The sequence below is a fragment of the Halodesulfovibrio oceani subsp. galateae genome, from assembly GCF_055397225.1.
In genome coordinates this window covers 2636730-2661142 of record NZ_AP042453.1, presented here as the reverse complement: position 1 = coordinate 2661142, position 24413 = coordinate 2636730, and the positions used below count along the sequence as shown (strand labels likewise).

The 24413-nt window shown below is 45.7% G+C and carries 24 protein-coding genes; 5 read left to right on the top strand and 19 right to left on the bottom strand.

What is annotated here, in order from left to right:
- The first annotated feature begins 131 nt into the window (after positions 1–131).
- The 3 genes from ACZ5V1_RS12035 to ACZ5V1_RS12025 all read left to right on the top strand — a co-directional run bounded on the left by ACZ5V1_RS12035 (position 132) and on the right by ACZ5V1_RS12025 (position 2754).
- Complete coding sequence (locus ACZ5V1_RS12035) at positions 132–950, top strand: amino acid ABC transporter permease (protein ID WP_464389037.1); 819 nt, start codon at positions 132–134, stop codon at positions 948–950.
- Between the two features lie 31 nt (positions 951–981).
- Positions 982–1809 carry a transporter substrate-binding domain-containing protein gene (locus ACZ5V1_RS12030; protein ID WP_464389036.1) on the top strand — a complete coding sequence of 276 codons (828 nt, stop codon included), beginning with the start codon at positions 982–984 and terminating at the stop codon, positions 1807–1809.
- Positions 1810–1878: 69 nt separating this feature from the next.
- Positions 1879–2754: an amino acid ABC transporter permease gene (locus tag ACZ5V1_RS12025; RefSeq protein ID WP_160712690.1), complete on the top strand. Its 876-nt coding sequence runs from the start codon at positions 1879–1881 to the stop codon at positions 2752–2754.
- Positions 2755–2983: 229 nt separating this feature from the next.
- Here the strand turns inward: ACZ5V1_RS12025 and ACZ5V1_RS12020 are convergent, their stop codons facing one another.
- Positions 2984–3382 carry a rhodanese-like domain-containing protein gene (locus ACZ5V1_RS12020; protein ID WP_464389035.1) on the bottom strand — a complete coding sequence of 133 codons (399 nt, stop codon included), beginning with the start codon at positions 3380–3382 and terminating at the stop codon, positions 2984–2986.
- A 135-nt stretch (positions 3383–3517) separates the two neighbouring features.
- Between ACZ5V1_RS12020 and ACZ5V1_RS12015 the strand changes: the two genes are divergently transcribed.
- Entirely contained in the window at positions 3518–4837 is a 1320-nt protein-coding gene (locus tag ACZ5V1_RS12015) for a YihY/virulence factor BrkB family protein (RefSeq protein WP_464389034.1), read from the top strand.
- Positions 4838–4920: 83 nt separating this feature from the next.
- Here the strand turns inward: ACZ5V1_RS12015 and rlmN are convergent, their stop codons facing one another.
- A complete protein-coding gene (gene rlmN, locus ACZ5V1_RS12010) occupies positions 4921–5973 on the bottom strand; it encodes a dual-specificity RNA methyltransferase RlmN (RefSeq protein ID WP_464389033.1) in 1053 nt (350 codons plus the stop codon).
- A gap of 268 nt (positions 5974–6241) precedes the next feature.
- Here rlmN and ACZ5V1_RS12005 point away from each other — a divergent pair, with 268 nt between their 5' ends.
- Positions 6242–7234, top strand: a complete 993-nt coding sequence (locus tag ACZ5V1_RS12005; RefSeq protein ID WP_464389032.1) for a hypothetical protein — start codon at positions 6242–6244, stop codon at positions 7232–7234.
- 126 nt (positions 7235–7360) lie between these two features.
- On the opposite strand, the gene ACZ5V1_RS12000 is transcribed toward ACZ5V1_RS12005, so the two are convergent.
- From ACZ5V1_RS12000 to atpD, 17 genes are all read right to left on the bottom strand, one after another.
- Entirely contained in the window at positions 7361–8527 is a 1167-nt protein-coding gene (locus ACZ5V1_RS12000; RefSeq protein ID WP_464389031.1) for an iron-containing alcohol dehydrogenase, read from the bottom strand.
- Between the two features lie 190 nt (positions 8528–8717).
- A complete protein-coding gene (locus ACZ5V1_RS11995) occupies positions 8718–9374 on the bottom strand; it encodes an ABC transporter ATP-binding protein (protein WP_464389030.1) in 657 nt (218 codons plus the stop codon).
- Positions 9375–9376: 2 nt separating this feature from the next.
- Positions 9377–10072: an ABC transporter permease gene (locus tag ACZ5V1_RS11990; RefSeq protein WP_464389029.1), complete on the bottom strand. Its 696-nt coding sequence runs from the start codon at positions 10070–10072 to the stop codon at positions 9377–9379.
- Positions 10073–10141: 69 nt separating this feature from the next.
- Positions 10142–10963 (bottom strand): ABC transporter substrate-binding protein, encoded by an 822-nt coding sequence (locus tag ACZ5V1_RS11985; protein ID WP_160712706.1) that lies wholly within the window; start codon positions 10961–10963, stop codon positions 10142–10144.
- 270 nt (positions 10964–11233) lie between these two features.
- A complete protein-coding gene (locus ACZ5V1_RS11980; protein WP_373794427.1) occupies positions 11234–11719 on the bottom strand; it encodes a hypothetical protein in 486 nt (161 codons plus the stop codon).
- A gap of 79 nt (positions 11720–11798) precedes the next feature.
- The gene (locus tag ACZ5V1_RS11975; RefSeq protein WP_464389028.1) at positions 11799–12938 is read right to left on the bottom strand and encodes an MFS transporter; all 1140 of its coding nucleotides are present in this window, start codon (positions 12936–12938) and stop codon (positions 11799–11801) included.
- A 157-nt stretch (positions 12939–13095) separates the two neighbouring features.
- Complete coding sequence (gene amrA / locus ACZ5V1_RS11970) at positions 13096–13674, bottom strand: AmmeMemoRadiSam system protein A (protein WP_464389027.1); 579 nt, start codon at positions 13672–13674, stop codon at positions 13096–13098.
- A 12-nt stretch (positions 13675–13686) separates the two neighbouring features.
- Entirely contained in the window at positions 13687–14658 is a 972-nt protein-coding gene (locus tag ACZ5V1_RS11965) for a LysR family transcriptional regulator (protein ID WP_464389026.1), read from the bottom strand.
- Positions 14659–14661: 3 nt separating this feature from the next.
- Positions 14662–15336 (bottom strand): phosphoribosylglycinamide formyltransferase, encoded by a 675-nt coding sequence (gene purN, locus ACZ5V1_RS11960; RefSeq protein ID WP_464389025.1) that lies wholly within the window; start codon positions 15334–15336, stop codon positions 14662–14664.
- Between the two features lie 74 nt (positions 15337–15410).
- A complete protein-coding gene (acs, locus tag ACZ5V1_RS11955; protein WP_464389024.1) occupies positions 15411–17384 on the bottom strand; it encodes an acetate--CoA ligase in 1974 nt (657 codons plus the stop codon).
- A gap of 1 nt (position 17385) precedes the next feature.
- On the bottom strand, positions 17386–18270 hold the full coding sequence (locus tag ACZ5V1_RS11950) for a LytR/AlgR family response regulator transcription factor (RefSeq protein ID WP_464389023.1): 885 nt from the start codon (positions 18268–18270) through the stop codon (positions 17386–17388).
- Between the two features lie 392 nt (positions 18271–18662).
- Positions 18663–20222, bottom strand: a complete 1560-nt coding sequence (gene rny / locus ACZ5V1_RS11945; RefSeq protein ID WP_160712722.1) for a ribonuclease Y — start codon at positions 20220–20222, stop codon at positions 18663–18665.
- Between the two features lie 161 nt (positions 20223–20383).
- A complete protein-coding gene (locus ACZ5V1_RS11940; protein ID WP_464389022.1) occupies positions 20384–20680 on the bottom strand; it encodes a cell division protein ZapA in 297 nt (98 codons plus the stop codon).
- Between the two features lie 6 nt (positions 20681–20686).
- The gene (gene zapB / locus ACZ5V1_RS11935; RefSeq protein WP_160712726.1) at positions 20687–20923 is read right to left on the bottom strand and encodes a cell division protein ZapB; all 237 of its coding nucleotides are present in this window, start codon (positions 20921–20923) and stop codon (positions 20687–20689) included.
- Positions 20924–20960: 37 nt separating this feature from the next.
- Positions 20961–22334, bottom strand: a complete 1374-nt coding sequence (gene glmU, locus ACZ5V1_RS11930) for a bifunctional UDP-N-acetylglucosamine diphosphorylase/glucosamine-1-phosphate N-acetyltransferase GlmU (protein WP_464389021.1) — start codon at positions 22332–22334, stop codon at positions 20961–20963.
- A 234-nt stretch (positions 22335–22568) separates the two neighbouring features.
- Positions 22569–22973 carry a F0F1 ATP synthase subunit epsilon gene (locus ACZ5V1_RS11925; RefSeq protein ID WP_464389020.1) on the bottom strand — a complete coding sequence of 135 codons (405 nt, stop codon included), beginning with the start codon at positions 22971–22973 and terminating at the stop codon, positions 22569–22571.
- Between the two features lie 20 nt (positions 22974–22993).
- Positions 22994–24403 (bottom strand): F0F1 ATP synthase subunit beta, encoded by a 1410-nt coding sequence (atpD, locus tag ACZ5V1_RS11920; protein ID WP_464389019.1) that lies wholly within the window; start codon positions 24401–24403, stop codon positions 22994–22996.
- Positions 24404–24413 lie beyond the last annotated feature (10 nt).

Here is a 24413-nt window from a genome sequence, read left to right as displayed (position 1 = left end):
AGTGATTTTTTCAAAAAAGGACAAACACTGTACAAAATGAAGATGCATATTATTTATATGTCCAACATGTTTGCTTTTTAGTATCACCTGATTGTTGGCTATCATTTTTTGTGGAGTAAAGACCGTTCAGCATGCAGCATATTTTCCGTAAAATTTTTCATTACATCCATCCTGACACTCGATCTATTGCCGTTGATATAGCGATGTATCTCGCTGTAATCACAGTTCTTATTCAGAGTGTTTTTTCCGGAGCAGAAGCTTCTGGTTATAACTGGCAGTGGAACAGAGTTCCTCGCTACATTTTTACCATCACCGACGGATCATTCCACATGGGGCCGTTGCTTACCGGTCTTTGCGTAACTCTTGAAATAGCATGTTATTCCATGGTGCTGGCTTTTGCATTTGGGCTCATTTCGGTACTGTTCAGATCTTCTAAGTCAATCGTTGCTCGCTCTGTTGCTCTTCTTTATGTTGAGCTAATCCGCAACACGCCGCTTATGCTTCAGGTGCTGATAATGTACTTTGTTATCGCACCAGTATTGGAGATGGAGCGTTTTCTTTCTGCCGTTCTTGCGCTTGCTCTTTTTGAAGGTGCGTACATCGCAGAAATTTTTCGCGCAGGCATCAATTCTGTTCCTAAAGGACAGTGGGAAGCTGCGGAAAGCGTTGGCTTGAGTCGTTTTCATATCTACAGGCTTGTCGTGCTGCCACAGGCAATTCGAGCCACATTGCCGCCATTAACCGGACAGGCTGTCTCTTTGGTAAAGGACTCCGCACTGGTTTCCGTCATTGCAATTTACGATCTGACAATGCAAGGGCAGGCAATCATTTCTGAAACCTATCTTACTTTTGAGATTTGGTTTATAGTGGCACTAATTTATTTATTGATTACAGTGAGTTTGTCTTTTGTCGTACATTTTCTAGAAAAGAAATATTCGTATGAACTCTAGAAATTGAGTCTAAGAAAAGAGGAGGATTGACGTGGGTAGATCTATGATGAAAACAGTCGTTGCGCTACTGCTTGTTGTGGCATTTTGTATTCCTGCTTCTGCGCAGAATGTGATGTCCGAGCTGAACAAGGAAAGCGTAATTTCCAAAGTTATAGAACGGAATAAATTGCGTGTAGGATTTTCAACCTTTGTTCCTTGGGCAATGAAAGATAAGAACGGCGATTTTGTAGGATACGAAATTGACGTAATGAAAGAACTTGCAAAAGATCTTGGTGTTGAAATTGAATTTGTACCTACCACTTGGTCTGGTATTATTCCTGCGCTGCTTGCAAATAAATTTGATGTAATTATCGGCGGTATGTCCGTAACTACTCAGCGTAACCTCAAAGTAAACTTCTCAGATCCGTACGACTACACCGGCATCGCCATTCTTGGATCTCTCAAAAAGGGCGGCGACATTCACACTCTTGAAGATGTGAACAAAGAAGGCGTAATTGTTGTTGCCCGTATCGGCTCAACACCTGCTGCTGCCGCAAAAAAATATTTCCCTAAAGCAGATGTGCGACTTTTTGAAAAAGAAACACAGTGCGTGCAGGAACTCATGACAGGTAGAGCTGCTGTAATGCTCGCCAGCGCTCCACTTCCTGCATTTAAAGCATATGAATTTCCGAAAAAATTATTCGTGCCGGTAAAAGGAACATTTACGAAAGAGCCTATCGCTTTTGCTCTGCGTAAAGGTGATCCAGATACTTTGAACGTTCTCAACAACTGGGTTCGTATCAAGCATGATTCCGGTTGGCTTAAAGCCCGTAAAGACTACTGGTTTGAAGGCAAACAGTGGGAGTCCATGCTTAAGTAAGAGCATGAACTAGCGGATTAAAAAATACATTTAACACTGTGGCGGACTTGTTCCGCCACAATTTTTCTTATGCAGCAAAAACGATACAAACCTGTTCTCCTCGACTACATTCTGCTGGCACTTATTGGTGGCAGCATTCTCTACTTCTGCTGGCAGTTGGAAAACGAGCTGCAATACGAATGGAGCTGGGAAACCATTCCGCAATTTATTCTACGAAATAAAAACGGATCATGGGAACCTAACTTTTTACTTGAAGGACTTTTTACCACAATCCGTCTGAGCATCTGGGCAACCCTTCTGGCCTCCGTAGTGGGAGTGGTGATGGGGCTTGCGCGGGTAAGTCAGAGCCACTTTGCGCGAATGCTTTCACGCACCTACGTTGAAATTGTACGAAACATGCCACCAATCGTGCTGATTTTTATTTCGTATTTCTTTTTATCTGCTCAACTTACTCATTATCTGGCGCTGGATTCAGTCGTTCAGGATCTTCCACCGTGGCTGCATTCAGTCATTTCGGTATTGTTCAGTAAGCCATCGCAGTTTACCCAGTTTGTTACAGGTGTAATAACTCTCGGCTTGTATGAAGGTGCCTACATTACAGAAATTGTTCGTGGCGGTGTAAACAGCGTACAGCGCGGACAGTGGGAAGCGTCAGCATCTTTAGGCTTTAATCGGTTTGATCAGCTTCGGCTCGTGGTTTTGCCACAAGCGCTGAAAGTGATTGTCCCGCCGTTGGCAGGGCAGTTTATTTCAACGATTAAAGATTCAGCGATCTTGTCTGTAATTTCTATTCAGGAACTGACATTTCAGGGGCTGGAACTCATGGCGTCTACCTACTTGGTATTTGAAATATGGATCACCATTACCATGATGTATCTAGTGTTGACTCTTGGCTGTTCATTGCTTTCCCGTTGGGTTGAACATACTTTAGAGTGGAAGAATTAACGTTAGTTGGGGTGTTGCTTCTTTTGCTTATAATATTTTTGAGTTTCTTTGCCTTCGGCGAGCAAGGGCTCTGCCCTGCACCCGCAAGGGAGACTCTCCCTTGACCCGATTAGCGAAAAGTTATTGTTCGTGAACGTAATTACGGCTTAGTGCCATTTGTTTGGGTAATTGTCTGAAGCGTAAGCGTAAAAAAATCCGTCAGTCCTTTGAACTGACGGATTTTTTTGTCTTATAGTAATTTGTAGAAGCGTTCCGGCGTCATGGCTCCAGCCAGCTGATCGAGTCGGCCTTTAAGAGCCTTAATCTCATCATACCCTTGTGTGCGAAGATACGTATATGCCATGGAGGCTCGGAAGCCAGAGAGGCAGAAGGTGATAATAAATTTATCCCGTGGCACTTCGCTCAGTCGATCCGGAAGTTCATTCAACGGAATATGTTGTGCGAATGAAAATGTCAGTGATTTCGCTTCTTCGTTTGTTCTGACATCTAGAAAAATGAAATGATCATGGTCAATAAATTTACTGGCTTCTTCAACGGTGATTCCGTATTCGCCTGCAACCAGAAAAGCTATGTCCATTTCGCGCAAAACTTCTGAAAGTTGAGGACAGGCATCGATGTGTTCTTGCATATGACACTCCTAATATAATCAGAAACTCTTTTGTTTCGGGATATTGTTGAACAAGAGTATTGTAGAGTCAAGCCACAGCATGTAGGCTGACAGATACATTGTTGTTAACTTAAATTATTCGTAACAGGATACACTATGGTTCGTTCTTTTTCCAAGAAGCAGATGTCTCCGATAATCCAGTTTGTAACCAGAGGTATGTGGCGTGTGGATTTAGACACTCTGCCAATGGTTCAACAGTGGGGAGTCATTTTTTGCAGGCGGCTTTCTGTTATCTTTAATGGATTCCTATTAGATAACTGCATGCTGCGTGCAACTGCACTTGCGTATACAACTTTACTTTCCATAGTGCCGTTTCTTGCTGTTGTGTTTGCTATCTCGAAAGGGCTGGGAGTTCAGAACAGTGATACGTTACGTTATATACTGTTAAATGCATCTGCCGGTAACAATAAGGCTGTGGAGTTTCTTCTGGAATATGTGAACAACACAGATGTTACCACGCTTGGTGTTATTGGCGTTGCGACATTACTTTTCACAGTTATTTCTTTAATGGGAAACATTGAGGCTGCGTTTAATACTATCTGGAGTGTTAAACACGGCAGAACCATGTGGCGAAAATTTACAGATTTCTTTTCTATGGTTCTTATCGCCCCTGTTTTTCTTGGTGTCGCCGTCAGTCTTAGTGTGACAATGCAGCATGAATCAATTGTTCAAGATCTTTTGAGTATTGATGCTGTGAATTACGTCTATATCCTACTGTTAAAATTGATACCGACCGTAATGATCTGGTGTCTGCTTTTCTTTGCGTATGCGTTTATTCCTAACCTCAAGGTTCAGAAACGAAGCGCATTTGTAGGTGCTTTGATAGGCGTTGTTTTGTGGAAAGGGGTAGAGAGTATTTATCTTTCCTACTTAGTCGACGTGAATAAATACAATATGATTTACGGCAGTTTTGCCCAGCTTCCACTGTTCCTTATCTGGATATACATCAGCTGGCTGATTGTATTGTTCGGTGTAGAAGTTTGCTACGCTATTCAATATGGATCAACAGAAGAAGATAAAATGCTGGCCGGTAAAACGAGCTGTTATGAAAAAGCGATTCTTGCCACTGCCGTAATGGCAACTCTGGCGAAAACATATGGGGAGAATCAGGGCGCTGTGCGAGTTGATTCTTTGAGTGAAAAGCTAAAAATTTCCCAGCTGCTACTGGAAGATGTTCTTGGTTTACTAGAAGAGAAGGGTTTCGTGGCAAAATTAGATGCCGAAAATGCTACGTATATTTTGGCTCGACCAGCAACAACAACTCACGTTTCTGACATTGTAACTGCCGTGGCGCAGTATCATCCGGAACGGGTGATGCAATACGCGATTCAAGGGCATTCAGATTCTGTCGCTATTGTGGAAACATTATATAAGCAACTTGCCAGCGGCAAAGACTGCACTCTTTCTGAGTTGTAGGTTGAAAATTTCTGTTAGCGAAATCAATTAAGAAAATAGAATAGAAAAAGCCCGGAGCGTTATGCTCCGGGCTTTTTTTATTTTTAACATTCAGCGTCTTTTTTATTCTGGTCAGCAACAAGCTGTCCACATGCTGCTTTAATATCCGCGCCTTTTGATTGGCGGATAATGGCGGTTACGCCTTTGTCCCAGAGAATTTTCTGGAACTTGAGAACAGCTTCTTCAGACGGAGCTTTGTATGGATCGCCTTCTGACGGGTTGTAGACGATGAGGTTAAGCTTTGATTTGGTCTGAGAAATAAGCTTATGCAACTCTCGTGCGTCTTCAACAGAATCGTTTACGCCGCCAAGCAGCAGATATTCATATGTAATGCGCTCACGGGTTTTGAGCGGGTAATTTTTAAGTGCGTGCATCAAGTCGTTAAGTTCCCAGCGTGCAGCCTTCGGCATAATTTTAGCGCGTACTTCCTGATTCGGAGCGTGCAGAGACACTGCAAGGAAAGCAAGGCCGGATTCGCCGAGCTCGTTGAGTCCCTTCTGAATACCACAGGTAGAGACAGTTACGCGGCGTGGAGAAAATGCAAGGCCGAGAGTGCTGTGCATGGTGTTAAGCGACTTGAGCAGAATCTCAAGGTTAAGGAGCGGTTCGCCCATGCCCATGAACACGATGTTGCGAAGGATTGGTCGTTCAGCAACGTCGTTAAGGGAATGACGTGCAACGAGAATCTGACCGAGGATTTCGCTCTGGGTCATGTTGCGCTTAAAGCCCATTGTGCCGGTAGAACAGAAGGTACAGGCCATTGCACACCCAACCTGACAGGAAAGACACTGTGAGTATCTTCCTTTGGAACCGGGAATGAGTACGGTTTCCACAAGAGCACCGTCATGCAGCTTAAGGAGAAACTTGATCGTACCGTCTTTGCTTGTCTGTGAGGTAACAACTTCCGGCCAGCGGATGTATGCTTCTTCGTGCAGACGAGCGCGAACAGTTTTTGAGATATTGGTCATCTCATCGAAAGATTGAACGTATTTATTCCACAACCACTGCCAAACTTGCTTGGTGCGAAACTTTTTTTCTCCGAGTTCTACGAGAAACTCTTCAAGCTCTTCATATGAGAGATCAAGAATATTAACCATGACGGCCCCTTTTATCCGGTACTGTGTACCGGTGAATATGTGGATGAACGCAGTGCGCCATCGCCACAGACTCTATATACATTAACGGTTCACCTGTGAAGAGGCAGCGGAAACCTTTGCAGAATACAGGAATGGTAAAGTTTGCCGTCTGTAAGCAGGTCTGTGAGATGGGTGTGAAATAACATCTTAATTTTTAAAGGAAATAATGCTATGTGTAAGTGTCTTTATTGCACAAATAGAATCGTTTTATCGCTATGGAGGGGGTGTTGTGAAACTAGCTAGCAACTGTATGGTTGCGATTGTAATTTTAATTTGCGCTACAACGTTGAATGCAGCTGCAGGCGATATTCGTGAGGAACACGCAGCTTCGATGCGTAGCGTAGATATGGAACTGTATTCTTTTTACATGGCGCATAGTCAGGGTTTGGAGCTCTGTGGTGCTACGTGTCCGGAGATGAGTGAAGGATTTGAAAATGCTTCTAGGGTATTTGCCGCTCTGCTTGATGATGTTGTTTCTTCTATACGTGGAGAACATTATAATGCTGTAAATTTTCGAAAGCATGATGCTGTGTTACTTCAATCCAGTAAGAATATATATTCGCTGACTGAAGGCTGTTCGCCATGTTTTTCTTTGGTGGAAAAGGTGCAGACATATGCCGAGAGTGGCCTGCCTTCTACTGTGGCTCGCGCCGCTTTGTTCCATACTGAAAAATATAAGCTGAACCCTGAACTAGAATTTACTGACGGTCTTGTCTCAGCCGCCCGTTATCAGTGGGTTGCCAGTGGCAAGAAAAGAACTTGTAAAATTTCTGTACCCAAAACATGGGGACAAGCTCCATCGAATGGAGAGAAGCGGTCTGTGGAATATCGAAGTGCCATGGGGAATGGCGTTCCGTTTTTTTCCATACAGTATGCTCGTGCTAAACGAGTGTATTCTGACGACGCAGTCATGCAGGAACTCCAGCGTCGTGTTTCAACAGATGTGCTTACAGAACAGTTCGGCGCTGTAGAAATTTTAGCGCAGGGCATCCAGCGACTCGGAAATACTCAAAGCATTTGGGTTATGTTTTCAGCGGATGGAAGAGGAAACAAGGGGGCGGGGTATTATTATAACTGGTACATGCTGGTTGATGGTACCGTGTTGATGTTTCAGTCAGGCGTAAGCGGTTCGGGTGAATCTCCGACCGTTCAGCAGGAAGAATTGTTTCGTAAATATTACCAGACACTGCGCGAAATAGCTGTATCGTCTGTGATTGGATAAAATTTTATAGATGCCCGTGGCCTATTGGGTTCATTGAGGCTTTATTGCAATAAGAAAAGCCCGACATCGTGCATGCGACGTCGGGCTTTTTTGCGAACAAATAAATTTTACAGAAAGTTGTGGCTGCTACAGCACACGCATAAATATTTCAGCAACGTCTTCTCTGCTCAACGGGGCAACATGGCCAAGAGCTCGGTACGCGAATGCACTTTCAACAAGGTACGGTACGTCCTCTTCTGTTACGCCCCACGCGGAAAGGCGTGATGGTGCGCCCCATGCGGAGAATGCTGCACGGGTGGCATCAATGCCGCCTTGAATTGTTTCCTGTCCCCAGACGGTTGATGCAAAGCGGTTAAAAATGTCCGGAGCCTTTGCACAAACCTGCTGCATCCATGAAGGGAAAATGACGGCAAGTCCTTCTCCGTGCGGGATATGCGGGAAGCGTCCGCTAAGAGCATGTTCAAGCGCATGAGAAGTCCAGTCTCCGCCGGATAAGCCACAGCCGGTAAGGCCGTTGAGGCTTAAGCAGGAAGCCCATGCAAGGTTGGCGCGTGCTTCGTAATTTGAAGGAGCGTGCCGCAAAGAATGCAGGGAGTTGATAAGAGAAATGAGCAGCCCTTCACAAATATTCAGGGTAGTTTCTTCGTTGAAGTAACCGGTGCGTTTGTCTGCAATGCGTCCACGGAAATAGTTTTCCATAACGTGAGTCATTGCATCAATGCCGCTACCAGCTGTGAGATTCCACGGAGTCTGTACCTGATAGAGGGGGTCGATTGCAGTGACCTTAGGGATCATGCAATGTCCACCGAGGCTCCATTTCTTTTGTAATTGCTCGTTGGTGATAACGGCTTTTCCATTCATTTCTGAACCGGTGCCGGACAGTGTAACAACTGTGTAGACAGGTAAAGAGCGCTCTACGGTTTTGCGAGATTCAACGCGCTCCCAGTAGTCGTCTAGGTAGAAACCTGCTGCAATGGCTTTTGCAGCATCAATAACACTGCCGCCACCAATACCGAGAACTGCACCTACACTAGCTTTACGGGCAATGTTTATGCCTGCTTCAACTTGCTCAAGTGAAGGGTTGGGTTTAATTCCCCAAAATTCTGTCCAATCCACGCCTGCTTCCTGTAACGAACGGGTCGCTGCTTCATAAGCACCGTTGTTACGTGCCGAGCCGCCACCCATAACAAGAAGGACCGAAGACGCTTCTTTAACAATATGCCAGCCGATGAGATCGACAGCGTCTTGACCAAAAATTACCTGAGTAGGGGCACTATAAGTAAAAGCATCCATGTTAATCACCTGATAAAAAAATGTTATTGCCCAGAATTATACAATGTTGACTATAGCGAGTAACTGAGGCGACGACAAGTGTTGTGATGATGGATGGCGTGAAAGGGCACAGAAGAGTAGTGTTCCTACAGTATGTTAGAGTGAAAGCAAACGATTGTGAAGTGAAAGGAGTGGTGGAGTGCAAGTATTGCTATCCTGAATGCGTGTACTCAATTTTTCCGTTACGGATAAGTACAGTGCTGTCAGATACAGAAGTGAGCCATTCTCTGTCATGTGAAACAATAACGAGGCTTGTTTTATGTTCTGTTTTTGCACGCACTGCTGCATTTCGAATTCGCTCAGTGGATTCTTCGTCTAGAGAAGATGTTGGCTCGTCCATCAAAAGTACTCTCGGCTTCATCGCAAGACGGGCTGCAAGTGCAACGCGTTGTGCTTCTCCGCCTGAAAGTTCAAACCAGTTACGGGTAAGAAATGTATTCGGTAAAAGGCCGACTTCTTCAAGTGCAGAAGCGGCAATGCCGGAAATGTTGGTTATGCCCCGTACATGCAGGCCGTACTCAATGTTTTCTTGAACGGTTCTTTTAAGAAGATATGGCTGTTGAGTCAGTAGAGTTACTTCGCGCCTGAGCGAGGTGTCTGTGATAGATGTTCTGGCACCTTTGTACAGAATTGTTCCATCATGTGGAGATTCCAGAAAGGCAAGCATGCGCATAAGAGTAGACTTACCGCCGCCGTTAGGGCCGATGATACCTGTAATCGTGCCTGCTTCCAGTGTCAGGGAGTCAATAGAGAGAACAGTTCTGCCGCCGTAAATTTGGACGATGTTTGAAAGCTGATAAAGCGACATGACTATTGCCCCGCGCGGCGTTTAAGTTTTGCGACACTGAAGTTCACACCGAAAGCTATGATGAGCAGAACCACACCAAGAGCAATGCCCATGGCGAATTCGCCTTTACCTGTTTCTAAAGCAATCGCGGTGGTGATGGTGCGTGTGTGCCATTTAATGTTTCCGCCGACCATCATAGAAATACCAATTTCAGAGACTATGCGCCCGTAGGCTGCAACACCGGCAAGCATGAGATGATAGCGTGTTTCCCAAAGTGTCGCGCGAAGTACTTGGAACTTGTCTGCACCGAGCGTGAGCAAGGTTTCTTTCATGCCGGAATCTGCGTTTTCCACTGCAGTTGCCACCATTGCAACAACAATAGGCATACCGAGCATTACCTGACCGATAGCAATACCGGAAAGGGTAAACAGCAGATCCAAGTCACCGAGTGGCCCTTGTCGTGAAACGAGGGAGTACACGAGCAGGCCGATAACAACGGTGGGAAAGGAGAGTAGGGTGTCAGTAATCATCCGTAGGGTGTCACGTCCTCTAAAACGACAATACCCGAGCACAAAACCAAGCGGCGCACCGATTAGAATCGTGAAGAAAATCGAAAGGGATGAAACGCAGATCGTTATGTAAACGGCAGACCATGTTTCCGGATTGCCGTCGAAGAGAAGTTGAAAAGCCTTTAGTAGGCCTTCATATATGAAACCCATGTAATCTCCTTGCCAAAAAAAAGGGGTGGCAAAAGCCACCCCAGCAAAGTCTATGTGTGCAAAAGCAAATTATTTACCTGCGTTAGGTGTAAAGAGCTGTTTGCCGAGCAGACGGAATTCGCCGATTGCTTTCTGTGCTTTAGGGGAAGCCATCCATGCGATGAATTCGTTAGCAAGTTCTACTTTTGCTTTAGGGCAAACAGCAGGGTTGATAGCAATAGCACTGTACTGGTTGAAGAGTACTTTATCGCCTTCTACAACGATTTTCAACGATGTCTTGCCTTTGTTAACATCCATGTACTTGATCCATGTACCACGGTCAGTCATGGTGTAAGCACCTTTCTGTGCTGCAACGTTCAGAGTTTTGAGCATACCCTGACCAAGCTGCATGTACCAGTCTGCTTTATCTGGAACTGCCATACCGGCTGCTTTCCAGAGAGAAATTTCTTTTTTGTTGGTGCCGGAGTTGTCACCACGGGAAGCGAAAGGAGCTTTTGCAGCAGCAATAGCCTTCAGTGCTTTTTCAATAGGCATGCCTTTAACGTGTGCAGGGTCAGCAGCAGGGCCTACAATAACAAAGTCGTTGTACATAAGCTGGGTACGGTCAACACCGTGGCCATCTTTAACGAATTTTTTTTCTGCACCCGGAGCGTGTACGAGCAGTACGTCAACGTCGCAGTTACGGCCCATGGCAAGTGCTTTGCCGGTACCGATAGCAGTCCAGCGAATATCGATGCCGGAATCTTTAGTGAATTCAGGCATGAGCTCATCAAGAAGGCCGGTGTTATCAGTACTGGTGGTGGTAGCCATCATAAGTACTTTTTCCTGTGCCTGCGCCATTGCTGGTACGAGCAGAGCTAATGCGAGAAGTAAGGCAGCAAATTTTTTCATTAAGAGCTCCATGGTCATTTTAAGTTATTTTTAGTCCTGATTAGGAATAAAAAGAGGTGTAACCATATTTTCCGCCTAATGGAAACTAAAAATACCTGCTTATAAAATGACACAGGTGAAAAAACTAATAACTACACATTGATTTTGTTGAATTTAATTATCTACTTTGGAAATAGATAACCTTAGCTAACCATAACTTACAGCAAAAAAAGAGGACAGTGAAAAAATCACTGTCCTCAGATAGCTAAAAAAACGCGTTACAAGAAGAATTTATTCAAACAAGTAGCCATATTGCAAAGCAATTTGATCAGTCTTGTTTGCTACTGATGTTGCGAGCGCGGAGACGTTGTCTACAGTCACAATACCGGTGTCCTGAGCGAGGTAGTATTTCAGGTTGTTTGAGTTTTCGGAAAACACCCAGACAACACTGTATACGGAGCCGATTTTAGGACGATCTGCAAATTCAGACATTGTGGTGATGATTACGGTAATCTTCGGAACATCATCACCTGTCATTTTGAAGAGGCTGGATGTGTTGCATGCACTTTTGAGTTCAAACGCAAGCATGGAACCGAGATTATCTGCCCCTTTCTGTTCAACAAAAATAGGGGTGGTGCGCGATGTAACCACAGCAGGCGTATCTGCTTTAGGTGCTGCGGGCTGCACTGCTTTAGCTGGTTTCGGGGCTTCTTCCGCAAATGCTGGGATTGCTGCAAATGCAATACAAATGAGTATGAAGCAGAGTAATTGTTTCAATTTATTCTCCTTATGTCGTTGCGCTACGTAGTATGATATTGAGTAGCACGTACTATGAACGATGTCAGTTTGTCCGTGATTAGCTGTGATCCGGTGTGCGGATAAGCTGTACTAGTGCAAGGGAAATACAAGATATTCCTGCTGCTGCAAGGAATGGAATTTTATAGTCCACCATCCAGAGCATACCGCCGAGAGCCGGAACAACAACCGCTGCAATGTGGTTGATGGTAAAGCTTACCGCCATTGACGGGGCGATATCGGACGGGTCTGCAATTTTTTGGAAGTACGATTTAATTGCAAGAGAGAAGTTAAAGAAAATATGATCAAGAACATACAGGAATGCCACGAGGAGTTTTGATTCCACATAGGCGTATGAAACAAAAACAAAGATCATGGCTGCGTATTCCAGTGAAAGAACTTTGCGCTCTCCAAATTTGTTAACAGCTCTACCAATTGCAGGTGAAAGCCACCAGTTGATAATGTTGTTAACGATGAAGAGCAGGGTAACTTCCTGAATAGAAAATTTGAATTTTTCTACCATGAGGAACACTGCAAAAGCCACAAATATTTGTCTGCGAGCGCCTGCAAAAAAGTTGAGCATGTAGAAAAGCCAGTAGCGGCCGCGCAGCACCATTTTCTTATGCTGCGGTGCAACATTAGATGACGTAGGGTTTTGTGTAAAACACCACATGGCAGTGAGTATGACGATGATACCGAACACCCAGAAAATCTGCTGGAAATCAAGTTTCATGCTTAGCAGGAAGATAGATCCACCGACAACAAGGTTCGTTGCGGAACCCATTGCGCGGAGTCTGCCCATGATGACAGGAGCTTTTTTTAAATCAAAATATTGTAGCGTAAGAGACTGGTTAACCGTTTCATAGTAGTGGAAACCGAAACTCATGATGAGAGTTGTAAAAACCATTCCCTGATACGTAGGCATTGAACCTGTAAGTCCGACACCAAGCCCGAGGATGGCTATGGAAATAGCAGCAAGGCGGTGTTCAGAAATGAAAAGTAAAAGATAGATGACTAACAGGGCAAGGAAACCGGGAATTTCGCGAACGGATTGAATGATACCGATCTGTTGGCCAGTCAGTCCTACAATATCAACAGCAAAGTTGTTGTAGAGGGTACGCCACGCTTGAAAACCAGCTGCAACAGCAATGGTCATGATAAGCAGATAAATATACATTCGGCGGCGATCTGCGTCGGACATGGTAGGCTCTCCAGAAAATCGTGCAAAAAAGGTGTAAATATTTACGCACACCCAAGTGCGCGGCACGATAATGCAAGATATTGGTTGTCCAAGCAAGCAAGATTATTCATACGTATTGTAAAATCGTATGAATTAAAGATAGTTGTCTGAAGAGTAATTATAGAACGTAGGCTTCGAACCAATAAATTTTAGTGGTAGGATTTTTCCACATGTCTGGCTTGAGCCCAGCTTTGAGACAGGTTTGTTCGAGAAATTTCTTACGATCCCAGTTCCATTCCTGTGCAACTTGTGGAAGCAGTAAGCCGGAGTTTGCCCCGTTTTGCATAATGAGTCCATGCGTACCTATTTCAATGAGATCTGTATCTGGACAAAGAGTGATTGGCCCCATGATGGAAATCTCGGTTGAGAGATAGGCAAATTCAGTTTCTGACACTTGCGGAAAACGTGGGTCTTCAAATGCTGCTGCACGCGCCATATAGGCTACAGTAAGATACAACGGCCCTTGCCCGACAACATTCCCGATGCAGCCGCGTAATTTTCCATCTTTTTTGAGCGTAACAAAAGCGCCAAGCTCCTGTTGTAAAAGTGGGCTCTCCGGTTTTGGAACGCTTTTATCGTCAAGTGTATGAACGCCTTCAAAGTACGTAGAGATGCTCCACTGAACGAGTTCTCGTAAGTAATCTTTATCTGCGGCGGTTAAAGAAAGGCTGCGTACGTTGGCTTTTTCGTTGCTCATACTTTTCTCCGTTTATAACACGCACAAAATGTCGCTCGGCGTTTCTTGTGCCATATGACTATAGAGACTTGATTGAATAAGTTGTTGCATCATGTTGCGGAACCAAATGTGCGATGCATCATGATGCTGTCGTTCATGCCATGCAATGGTGTAGTCGAATGGTTCAATATAGAACGGCAAAGCGCACCATGCCAGATCGAATTCCGGCGCAAGGTTACTCGCAATATGGCTCGGCATGGTTGCAATCATATCAGAATTACTCACAACTTTACACACTGTTGTGTATAGAGGGGCAGAAAAACGTACGGATCGACGCTGGCCTATTTTGGCAAGTTCCGCTTCGATAACGTGTACTTTGTCACCGCCGCCTGTAATGGCTGCATGATCGAGAGAGCAGTATTCGCTCAGGGAAAGTCCGCCCCCGCGTTTCATTAACGGATGATCTTTTCGCATACAACATGCAAACTGATCGCGCCCGATAACGAGGTGATGTAGTCCTTGATACTGCGAATCCAGCATTGATGTGATTAGATCATAGGGACCATTCGATAGCTTACCGATTGTTGTTTCGTTCGACATCTCTAATTTAATAGAAATGTTAGGAGCAACTTTTAGATAGTTTTCCAGAACTTTTGGAAAAATATATTCTGCCACATAGTCTGAGGTAGCAAAGGTGAATGTACGAGTACATTCTGCAGGATCAAAACTACTTCGGTCGAGCAAGCCTGTAACTTCACCCAGAATCCGTTCTAGATTCTGGCTCAGTTCTACTGCACGTTCTGTGAGCGCAAAGTTGTTGCCACTGCGTACAAGCAACGGGTCGTCAAATAACTCACGAAGGTGCCGTAAGTTTTTGCTCATGCCGCTTTGTGTAATATTTAAGCGCTTCGCTGCACGGGTAACATTGCCTTCGTCAAGCAACGCCTTAAGTGCAACAAGCAGGTTAAGGTTGACCGAAGCCAGATTAACTCGCCCTATATTCATTACCTAAAATCCATCCTCTAATTGAGGTGAAACAATAAAGCTGCCGTCAGAAGGGACTTTGGCTAAGCCGGTATCCTGCACAGAAGCTTTACGCCCGTTCTGAGAAACTCGTCCGGTGGCAATCCATTGCAAGACTTGCGGGTAAACACGATGTTCAAAAGCAAGCACGCGTTTCTGCACTGTGTCCGCTGATTCGTCTGACGCAAAAGGAACCACTGCCTGAGCAATAATAGCACCATTGTCCATAATTTCATCAACGAAATGTACTGTACACCCCGCCAGTGTTACGCCGTACTCAACAGCATCCGCAATGCCGTGCGCTCCCTTGAATGACGGAAGCAGGGCAGGATGGATATTAATAATGCGCCCTGCGAATGTTTGAATAAACAAAGGAGTCAGCAAGCGCATAAATCCTGCGAGAACAACAAGGTCAACATTAGCGGCTTGCAATTGCTCAATCATCGCCGCATCAAATTCTTCTCTATTCTCAAAATCCGAGTGAAGAATGATTGCAGTCGGAATTCCGGCTTTTTTTGCACGTTCAAGTGCAAAAGCATTGCTGCGGTTGCAAAGAACCAGACAAATTTTTGCGTCTAAGGCGCCGCGTTCAACTGCATCAATAATAGATTGCAAGTTGGAACCGGAACCGGATGCGAGTACCGCTATGTTAAATGACATTATGTCTCCGTAAAAATATGAGGCAATTCGACAAAGGACCTGAGCATAAATCGGTCAAAAGGATTTGTCGGTATCTATTTTATGGTTGCCCAAAACGGGTCTTCTTCTAATGTACTGGTATCGCCGCGATCACCACCGGTGGTTTCTGCACGCAATAGCCTCCGCATAATTTTGCCACTTCGGTTACGCGGGAGAGCATCACGAATATCCACTGAACCAATTACAGCAATAGAACCGAGTTCAGCACGGACATGCCCAATGAGCTGCTGTTCTGTTTCGTCTTCTTCATTCATAAAGTACAGAGTGTCAGTCTGTTCTTTGAGTACTACATATGCCTTTGCAACTTCACCGCGAATTGAGTCCGGCATACCGATAACAGCACATTCTGCCACGAGCGGATGCGAGGACAGCGCTGCTTCAAACTCTGCGGTGCCTATTCGATGTCCGGCAATCATGATGACATCATCAGCACGACCTTGCAGCCAGATGTATCCATCCTCGTCTTTTCGAGCAATATCTCCGGAGCAGTAATATCCCGGAAAACGTGACCAATACATTTCTTTGTACGTTTCTTCGTCATTGAACAATGTAGTGATCATGGCAGGCCAAGGTTTTTTGATCACCAGATAGCCGCCTTTGCCTGTCGGGACAGGGGTACCGTCGTCATCAACAATATCAATATCAACAGCTGGAAGAGGACGGGCTACAGAACCCGGTTTAAGCACAGATATCGGGTACGGAGAAATCATAATCATCCCCGTTTCAGTCTGCCACCACGTATCCAGCAACGGGCATTGCCCTTTACCGATATGTTTGTGGAACCAGACCCATGCCTCCGGTGAAATTGGTTCACCTACAGTACCAAGCAGGCGCAGAGTACTCAGGTCATGACGCAGAGCGTATTTTTCTCCAAAGCGCATAAGCATACGGATAAGTGTCGGAACTGTATAGAGAACTGAGATTCCCCAGCGCTCAACCACAGACCATAGTCTTCCTGCTTCCGGATACAGCGGATGGCCTTCATACATGAAGGTTGTGGTTCCTGCCATAAGTGGTCCGTAAACAACGTACGAATGTCCTGTAATCCAACCTACATCAGCAGTACACCAAAAAATGTCAGTGGCATTGTTGTCAAAAACCTGCGTGAAGGTTTGATGTACTCCCACCATGTACCCACCGTGGGAATGGACGACGCCCTTAGGCTTGTCAGTTGTTCCGGAGGTATAGAGCATAAAGAGCGGGTCAGTGGCGTCCATACTTTCTGTGATGGCCTCGTATGATTTGCCGCGCATGACATCATGCCACCACAGGTCTTTCTCAGCATCCATTTCAACCGTAACATGCGTACGGTGCACAACAATGGTGTGGTCGACAGTATGTTCAACCTGTTCCAGTGCTTCATCAACCAACGGTTTTAACGTTAGGATACGACCATTACGGTAAAACGCATCGACTGTAATAATAATTTTTGGTTTTGCATCTTCAATACGCTCCGCAAGCGCATTGGCTGAGAATCCCGCAAAGACGACACTGTGAATTGCCCCGATTTTTGCTGCTGCGAGCATAGAAATTACAGTTTCCGGTAGCGACGGAAGATAAATTACAACTGTGTCGCCTTTTGTAACACCAAGTTCACGCATGGCATTAGCGCACTTGTTAACTTCTCTATAGAGTTCAAAGTATGTGAGCCGTTTTGTGTCACCCGGTTCACCTTCCCAAATAAGAGCAAGTTTGTTGCGGTTTGGAGAGGTTATGTGTCTGTCGAGAGCATTGTGCACAATATTGCAACGGGCGCCGAAAAACCATTTGTAGAAGGGCGCATCTGTATCGTTAAGTACAGTATCCCACCGGCGGTACCACTGAAGGCGTTCCGCTGCATCTTCCCAATAAGCCAGACTGTCCACGCTTGCTTTGTGATAAGCGTGCTTTAAATCGGCAGGGTTTACAGCAGAGTCTGCAATGACACGCGGCAGAGGACGAAAAACTCGTTGTTCCGTCAAAAGTGATTCAACAGTTCCGTTGGATGTAGGTTGTGTGTTGTCTATCATGCTATAGCCCCAGAACTTGTTTGAGTTCACCTAACCGCCTGCGGCTGATAGGAATTTCAATACGGGTACGTCCGGCAGTTCTCAACATGAAGTTGGAACCGGGGAGTGATGCGATTTCTGTAACCATGTCCAAATTGACCAGGAATTTACGATGCGCGCGGAAAAAATTATGCGGGCGTAATCTCGCTTCCAAAATTTTCAACCTATACGAAGTAAGGTGTTTTCCGGAGGCGGTGTGGACATAGGTGTAGTCTTCGTTGGCTTCAATAAAAATAATCTCGTTATACGGCAGCAACATCGTACGCCCGCCGGAGGTGATGGCAAGTTTTTCAATTTCTGCTGGGCGAAATTTTTCCGTAAGCTCCCATGCTTGTCGCAATGCGTTGAGGAACTGATCCTGCTCTTCTTCTTCCAAAGGAAGTTGGAGAGTCTGTTCCGGTTCCTCATCCTCAACTTCGGCAACGTCTCGAACAGTCGGCTCCTGCCATTGTGTTGAAGGTTCTTGCGCGAGGTTGAAATGCATTTTGAATTGCTCAAGACGCGAAACAGAACGCGCGAACCGTTCTTCTGTGCAAGGGAAGATGAGATAATCTGTGGCTTCGAGTTCAAACGCTGTAAATGCGTCGTCCTCGTTATCTGCCAGAAAAATGAGAGCCGGTTGTTTGGTACGTCCGCGGAGGCGCCGTGTAAGTTCAAAGCCGTCGCGTGGTTCCTTGATGGAAACAGCGACTACAAGAACAGCGTATTCAATGGCACTGAGTAATTCCAGTGCCTCATCAACATGCACGGCCTCGCCCACTATACGCACGAAATCGACAGGCTCGAAAAACTTTCGGAGCTGTGTTCGGATTTCCGGATCTGGATGAACAAGTAGTGTTGGTAACATAGTAGGCAACCGTGATTTGAAAGCTGAAAAAAATATTTACATAACTGACTCGCACAATACTACATTCTCAACAGCATCATGTGAAGGGAAACTCGTACTTCTCTGGTTGAACAGTGAATTCGTACCGAAATATGGAATAATCAGCAAAGGATAACATTTGATATCAATAAATTCGCAGTCGAAGGGGCGTCATTTTTTTTGGTGGAGGGGAAAGCGTCTGTCGACCGTAGGCGAACCTGAGAGCTATACAAAACAAGTGCACTAGGTTTGAGTGTTTTTCACCCAAGGCGCTTGCCTAGTCCCAAAATATATCTTCCTGACAGCATTTCTTTAGATATAAAAAAAGACCGCACAATGTGCGGCCTTTCTTACGTTCTTAAGAGAGCGTCTTGCTACTTAGCAAAGCCTACTGCTCGGCGTTCGCGAATTACGGTTACGCGAATCTGACCCGGGTAGGTAAGATTGTTTTCAATCTTATCAGCAATCTCTTTACAGAGCAGGTAGGTGGAATCGTCATCTACGTTATCGGAGTTAACCATAACGCGGATTTCGCGACCAGCCTGAATAGCGTATGCTTTTGCTACGCCATCAAATGCTGTTGCAATGCCTTCGAGTTCTTCGAGGCGTTTAACGTAGTTCTCAAGGAGTTCTTTACGAGCGCCTGGACGAGCACCGGACAAGGAGTCCGCAGCCTGAACGAGAACAGCAAGAGCAGTGGTCGGTGGAGTATCTTCATGGTGCGCTGCAATTGCATGCACGATGTCTTTAGCTTCACCGTATTTTTTAGCCAGATCAGCACCGATAAGTGCGTGCGGGCCTTCAACTTCATGGTCGATAGCTTTACCAAGGTCATGCAGTAAGCCTGCACGTTTAGCCTTTTTAATATCAAGGCCAAGCTCAGCAGCCATCATTCCACAGAGAGAAGAAACTTCCAGAGAGTGCTGTAAAACATTCTGGGAGAAACTTGTGCGGTATTTAAGCTGACCGAGGAACTTAATAAGCTCAGGATGGATACCGTGAACACCAGCATCGAAAGTGGCCTGTTCGCCAACTTCACGAAGCTGAACTTCAAGCTCTTCCTTAACCTTGCCAACAACATCTTCGATGCGTGCAGGGTGAATACGGCCGTCGCTGATGAGACGTTCGAGTGCCATTTTGGCAATCTGGCGACGCAGCGGGCTGTATGCAGAAAGGATGACTGTTTCAGGAGTATCATCAATAATAAGGTCAACACCGGTGGCTGCTTCGATAGCGCGAATGTTGCGCCCTTCACGGCCGATGATGCGTCCTTTCATATCTTCGCTTGGCAAGGTAACAGCGGTAACAGTCTGTTCACCAACGTAGTCACCTGCGTAGCGCTGGATAGCAGTAGCAATAATGTGCTGAGATTTGCGGTTAGCAGTCTCTTTTGCTTCCATTTCAATCTGGCGAACCATTTTAGCAGCTTCGTGCTTAGTACGTGCTTCCACTTCGCTGAAGAGGCGTTCTTTCGCTTCTTCAATGGTAAGGCCAGATACTTCTTGTAATTTCAGTTCCTGCTCATCAAGTTTGGAGTCGAGCAGTGCAATTTTATCTTCGATTTTACGTTCTTTGCGAGTGAGGTCTTTTTCCAGAGAAAGCAGTTCCTGTTCTTTCTGGTTAGCCTGTTCGCGCTTACGTTCTACGCGTTCACTAAGTTCCTGAATTTTACGGTCGCGAGCTTTAGTTTCATTCTCACGGTCTTTAAATTCACGGTCAAGTTCGCGCTTCTGTTTGTATATCTCGTCCTGACCCTGAAGAATAATTTCTTTCTTTTGAGCCTGTGCTTCCTTACGAGCTTCTTCAATGATGCGTGTGGATAGTTCCTTCGCGTCACCCAATCGCTTAGAGGAAACAACTTTATGCAGTGCGTATCCGGAGCCAGCTCCAATAATAGCACCAACAAGGACGAGCCCGAGTGATATCAGACTCATACCTTTTCTCCCGTTATTACACACAGATTCTGTGAATCTGAGATGTACATGTTTAGAGCACAAATGTGCCTTTATATATAAAGGGAGAGTGGAAAAAAAAAGCCCCGACTGTCTATCTTAATTAATACAGTATGGCGTATTGCGAGCAGGAAAATGTCGAATTAAGACACGGTATCCTGTGTTGCTGCGTCATTATCTGCACAGCCTTCCACTCTCGTTGTTAATCGTTCTAATCGTTGTTCAAGCGCTAGCAGCCTGTCTGCTGTAAGCAAATAATCATCTGCAAGCCCCAAGACAAGGAAGATGAGCAACTTTTCCTTACTTATAGGCATACCCGGACTGTAGAGCGTGTTAAAACGGTCTTCTACAAGAATTTTCGCCCGTTCGACAGCGTCGTGGTCTGCTTCCGATTTGAAAGAGACCTCGGTGCCGAGTATCTTCAGAGTGAAGCTGCGCATAGCTTATTACATTGAGTCTGTAGGGTTTGAAAGCTTAGACAGCAGACCGTCAATGCGGCCCATAACTGCATCTTTCGTGGAACGTTCTTGTTCCAATTCGTCCTTCAAGGAGCGATTCTCTTCTTCGAGCACAGAAAGACTTACTTCAACTTCTTCTTTAAGCTGAATATTTTCGTTCTTAAGCAACTCTACTTCTTCGAGAAGAGATTCTAATCTTTGTTCTAAACGGTCTATAAGTTCCATAAGCTTTAACTATCCTTTTTGGTACGAGAAATCAATACTAGCATTTTTTGGGCAAGTTCTTCTGCTTGCCTCGAGCAACTGCAATAGTGTTTTCAGGAATATCTTTTGTTATAACGGAGCCTGCTCCAACAAGGGAATTTTTTCCCACGCAAACTGGGGCAACCAGAGAAGAGTTGGAGCCGATGAAGGCATTGTCTTCGATGATTGTCTTGTACTTGTTAACGCCGTCGTAGTTACATGTAATTGTACCTGCGCCAATGTTAACACCAGTACCCACTTCAGTATCACCAAGGTAGGTGAAGTGGTTTGCTTTGGAGCCTTCTCCCAATACGGTTTTTTTCATTTCTACAAAGTTGCCGACTTTGGCACTTTGTTCCATGACAGCACCGGGACGAAGCCGTGCGTAAGGACCTACTGTACAGTCGTTCCCTACAGTTGCACCGTCAAGGTGGCTAAATGGATGAATAACACACCCTTCTGCTAAAGTGGAATCTTTAATCCAAGTGTTAGAATAAATTTCTGCACCGCGTTTCACATGGGTATTCCCATAGAGTTCACACGGGCCATGCAGTACGGCACCCGGCTCAAGCGTTACCATTGGTCCAAGGCGCACGTATTCCGGCGCATGGATGGTTACACCTTGTTCAAGCCATTCCATAACAAGAGTGGCACGAAGCAGGGATTCAGAACGCACGAGTTCCGCAGGATTGTTGATGCCGAGCAGTTGCGGGTCGTTGCCACATTCTACACCGGCAACGGTCATCTGTTCTTGAACAGCAAATCCTATGAGATCTGTAATATAATATTCACCGCTCTTGTTCTCGTTGCAAAGGCGTTTGAGAAGCGGTGTAACACTTGCGATATTGAGCAGGTAGATACCTGCATTGATTTCACGGGGCTCTGGGCCATGTAGATTTTCATCGTAGTCTTTCGCTTCGATAATAGCAGCTACATCGCCAAGATGACGCACAACGCGGCCGAATGAGCCGGGATGTGGAAGGGTAAGAGTCATGAACCCAATATCAGCGTTATTGGAGAGAGACTCTTTTAGAAAATTGATGAGCCGGGGCTGCGGTAATAGAGGAGTGTCACCATTAACAACAAGAACATGAGATAGACCGGACTCTACGAGTTCGTCCCATGCAGTTTGTAATGCGTGTCCTGTACCGAGCTGTTCGGTTTGGTGAATAAAATTACGTTCTTCGCCGGCAAATTTTTGTTCAATCATTTCTGATCGATGACCAACTACGGTCCAAATGCCTTCTCCGAAGAGCGGGTCTAAAGCTGTATATACATAACGGAGCATTGGTGCGCCTAAAAGTTCCTGAAGAACTTTTGGCTTGTCAGAATGCATGCGGGTACCTTTACCCGCAGCAAGCACAAGTGCTCCGATTGTTTCTCTGGCAGACATTCTTACTCCTGAGATACCATGGTAACAAGTACTTCTAACGCATATGTACTACGTGTGTGAGCAGGGACTTGTCTAGTAGAAACGTATAATTGAATTTATAAGGAAAAGACTGGGAGTGGCGTGGAAAGGGGGCTGGAAGGGATTGTTTGTGATGCAGTGGCTTGGAATATTTAATTATAAAAAAAGCAGGCTGTTCGAAAACAGCCTGCTCTTACTATTACGATAATCTGAATATTATTCAGGATTACGCACTTTGAGGCGATGAAGTGAACGAGCAAGAGCTGCTCGTGCACGAGCGTAGTCAACTGCGTCCATTTCCATGGACATACGTTGCTCAGCACGCTCTCTGGCCTGACGAGCACGACCGAGATCGATATCTTCAGCACGCTCAGCAGCTTCAGCAAGGATGGTTACTTTGTTCTCGGAGATCTCTGCAAAACCGCCGGAGACAAACACGTAACGTGTCTGGCCACCAACATTGTAGTGCAAAGGACCGATCTGAAGTGCAGCAAGGAACGGTATGTGATTTGGCAAAATACCAAACTCACCGTTGTGTCCAGGTGCACCTACATAGTCCACATCTTCACTAAGTACGAGCCGATCTGGCGTTACAATCTCGAGACGAAGTTTATTTCCCATAAGTCAGCTCCTTTTAGGGATTAAGCCTGCTGACCCTGGTTGTACTTCTCGATAGCCATTTCAATGCCGCCGACCATGTAGAAGTCGTTTTCGGCCATGTGGTCGTAGTCACCGTCAAGAATGCCTCTAAAGCCTTTGATGGTGTCTTCAAGTTTTACGTACTCACCAGGGGTGCCGGTAAATACTTCCGCTACGTGGAACGGCTGGGAAAGGAAACGCTGAATACGACGTGCGCGTGCTACCACGAGCTGGTCATCATCAGAGAGTTCGTCCATACCGAGAATTGCGATGATATCCTGAAGATCTTTGTACTTCTGGAGGCTCATCTGCACTTCACGAGCGATATTGTAGTGTTCTTCACCTACAACGTTCGGGTCAAGAATACGGGAGGTAGAGTCAAGCGGGTCAACCGCTGGATAAATACCAAGTTCCGCAATCTGACGAGAAAGTACGAGAGTACCGTCAAGGTGAGAGAATGTGGTTGCCGGAGCAGGGTCAGTCAAGTCATCAGCAGGTACGTATACAGCCTGAACAGAGGTAATAGAACCTTTGGTTGTGGATGTAATACGTTCCTGAAGGCCACCAAGGTCAGTACCGAGAGTAGGCTGGTAGCCTACCGCTGATGGCATACGACCGAGGAGAGCAGATACTTCTGAACCAGCCTGGGTAAAGCGGAAAATGTTGTCAACGAAGAGAAGCACGTCCTGGTTCTCTTCATCACGGTAGTATTCCGCACAGGTGAGAGCAGTAAGCGCAACACGTGCACGTGCTCCCGGAGGTTCGTTCATCTGACCATATACGAGGGCGGCTTTCTCAAGAACGCCCGCGTCTTTCATTTCATGGTAAAGGTCGTTACCTTCACGGGTACGTTCACCAACACCAGCAAATACGGAGATACCACCGTGCTGCTTAGCGATGTTGTTAATCATTTCCATGAGAATAACGGTTTTACCTACACCAGCACCACCGAAGAGACCCATCTTACCACCCTTAGGGAATGGAATGAGGAGGTCAACAACTTTAATACCGGTTTCAAGAACTTCAACGTTAGTGTCCTGCTCTGTGAAAGACGGAGCAGGGCGGTGAATAGGCATCATCTTTTTAGCATCGATAGGGCCCATTTCATCCACTGGAACACCAACAACGTTCATGATGCGGCCAAGGGAAGCATCACCAACTGGTACAGTAATAGCTGCGCCAGTATCGAGTACTTCCATACCACGAACAAGACCTTCAGTAGCGTCCATCGCGATGGTACGAACTACGTTGTCGCCGAGGTGCTGTGCTACTTCACAGATGAGCACAGGGGCGTCGGTGTTATTCGGGTTTTCAATTTTAACAGCATTCAGAATATTCGGCAGGTTGCCATCGGCAAACTCGATATCAACAACCGCGCCGATAACCTGAACGATTTTACCTACGTTAGCCATAGCTTATTCG

What these genes read in the sequence shown, in the direction of transcription:
- ACZ5V1_RS12035 (WP_464389037.1), top strand. Translation starts at nt 132, where the DNA reads ATGCAGCATATTTTCCGTAAAATTTTTCATTACATCCATCCTGACACT.
- ACZ5V1_RS12025 (WP_160712690.1), top strand. Translation starts at nt 1,879, where the DNA reads ATGCAGCAAAAACGATACAAACCTGTTCTCCTCGACTACATTCTGCTG.
- ACZ5V1_RS12020 (WP_464389035.1), bottom strand. Translation starts at nt 3,382, where the DNA reads ATGCAAGAACACATCGATGCCTGTCCTCAACTTTCAGAAGTTTTGCGC.
- ACZ5V1_RS12015 (WP_464389034.1), top strand. Translation starts at nt 3,518, where the DNA reads ATGGTTCGTTCTTTTTCCAAGAAGCAGATGTCTCCGATAATCCAGTTT.
- rlmN (WP_464389033.1), bottom strand. Translation starts at nt 5,973, where the DNA reads ATGGTTAATATTCTTGATCTCTCATATGAAGAGCTTGAAGAGTTTCTC.
- ACZ5V1_RS12000 (WP_464389031.1), bottom strand. Translation starts at nt 8,527, where the DNA reads ATGGATGCTTTTACTTATAGTGCCCCTACTCAGGTAATTTTTGGTCAA.
- ACZ5V1_RS11995 (WP_464389030.1), bottom strand. Translation starts at nt 9,374, where the DNA reads ATGTCGCTTTATCAGCTTTCAAACATCGTCCAAATTTACGGCGGCAGA.
- ACZ5V1_RS11990 (WP_464389029.1), bottom strand. Translation starts at nt 10,072, where the DNA reads ATGGGTTTCATATATGAAGGCCTACTAAAGGCTTTTCAACTTCTCTTC.
- ACZ5V1_RS11985 (WP_160712706.1), bottom strand. Translation starts at nt 10,963, where the DNA reads ATGAAAAAATTTGCTGCCTTACTTCTCGCATTAGCTCTGCTCGTACCA.
- ACZ5V1_RS11975 (WP_464389028.1), bottom strand. Translation starts at nt 12,938, where the DNA reads ATGTCCGACGCAGATCGCCGCCGAATGTATATTTATCTGCTTATCATG.
- amrA (WP_464389027.1), bottom strand. Translation starts at nt 13,674, where the DNA reads ATGAGCAACGAAAAAGCCAACGTACGCAGCCTTTCTTTAACCGCCGCA.
- ACZ5V1_RS11965 (WP_464389026.1), bottom strand. Translation starts at nt 14,658, where the DNA reads ATGAATATAGGGCGAGTTAATCTGGCTTCGGTCAACCTTAACCTGCTT.
- purN (WP_464389025.1), bottom strand. Translation starts at nt 15,336, where the DNA reads ATGTCATTTAACATAGCGGTACTCGCATCCGGTTCCGGTTCCAACTTG.
- acs (WP_464389024.1), bottom strand. Translation starts at nt 17,384, where the DNA reads ATGATAGACAACACACAACCTACATCCAACGGAACTGTTGAATCACTT.
- ACZ5V1_RS11950 (WP_464389023.1), bottom strand. Translation starts at nt 18,270, where the DNA reads ATGTTACCAACACTACTTGTTCATCCAGATCCGGAAATCCGAACACAG.
- rny (WP_160712722.1), bottom strand. Translation starts at nt 20,222, where the DNA reads ATGAGTCTGATATCACTCGGGCTCGTCCTTGTTGGTGCTATTATTGGA.
- ACZ5V1_RS11940 (WP_464389022.1), bottom strand. Translation starts at nt 20,680, where the DNA reads ATGCGCAGCTTCACTCTGAAGATACTCGGCACCGAGGTCTCTTTCAAA.
- zapB (WP_160712726.1), bottom strand. Translation starts at nt 20,923, where the DNA reads ATGGAACTTATAGACCGTTTAGAACAAAGATTAGAATCTCTTCTCGAA.
- glmU (WP_464389021.1), bottom strand. Translation starts at nt 22,334, where the DNA reads ATGTCTGCCAGAGAAACAATCGGAGCACTTGTGCTTGCTGCGGGTAAA.
- ACZ5V1_RS11925 (WP_464389020.1), bottom strand. Translation starts at nt 22,973, where the DNA reads ATGGGAAATAAACTTCGTCTCGAGATTGTAACGCCAGATCGGCTCGTA.
- atpD (WP_464389019.1), bottom strand. Translation starts at nt 24,403, where the DNA reads ATGGCTAACGTAGGTAAAATCGTTCAGGTTATCGGCGCGGTTGTTGAT.